Source organism: Chryseobacterium sp. SIMBA_029 (genome assembly GCF_046535275.1).
Taxonomy (GTDB): domain Bacteria; phylum Bacteroidota; class Bacteroidia; order Flavobacteriales; family Weeksellaceae; genus Chryseobacterium.
Genome location: NZ_JAWRXA010000289.1, coordinates 1 through 274 on the forward strand (window position 1 = coordinate 1; position 274 = coordinate 274).

The following is a 274-nucleotide window of genomic DNA, read 5'->3' on the forward strand; positions in this document are numbered from 1 at the left end:
GTGTGGATTCGATGACCGAAACAACGTCAAGGGCATACGACGGCGACTCCGGGTCCAAGAGCTCGAGCGCGGCCAAAGCGAAAGGCGAAAGGGGCTGGTTGAGGGCGAAGTTTGCTTGCAGGTGCACTGTCAGCCGCACAGACCGGCCCTCGGCGTCGCGCTCATCGTCCGGGATGCGTTCCACTACCCCCGCGGCCAGGAGTTCCCGGTAGATTCCGAGTGCCTTCTTCATCAGCTTCAACTGGGCCGGACGGCTTTCATGGTTTTCAGTGAG

Annotated in this window: 1 protein-coding gene; it reads right to left on the reverse strand. The window is 61.3% G+C overall.

Annotation, left to right across the window (positions count from 1 at the left end; all coding sequences use genetic code 11):
* Positions 1–274: DUF3516 domain-containing protein (locus SB679_RS24170; RefSeq protein ID WP_410704783.1), on the reverse strand; the 274-nt coding region annotated here is incomplete at both ends.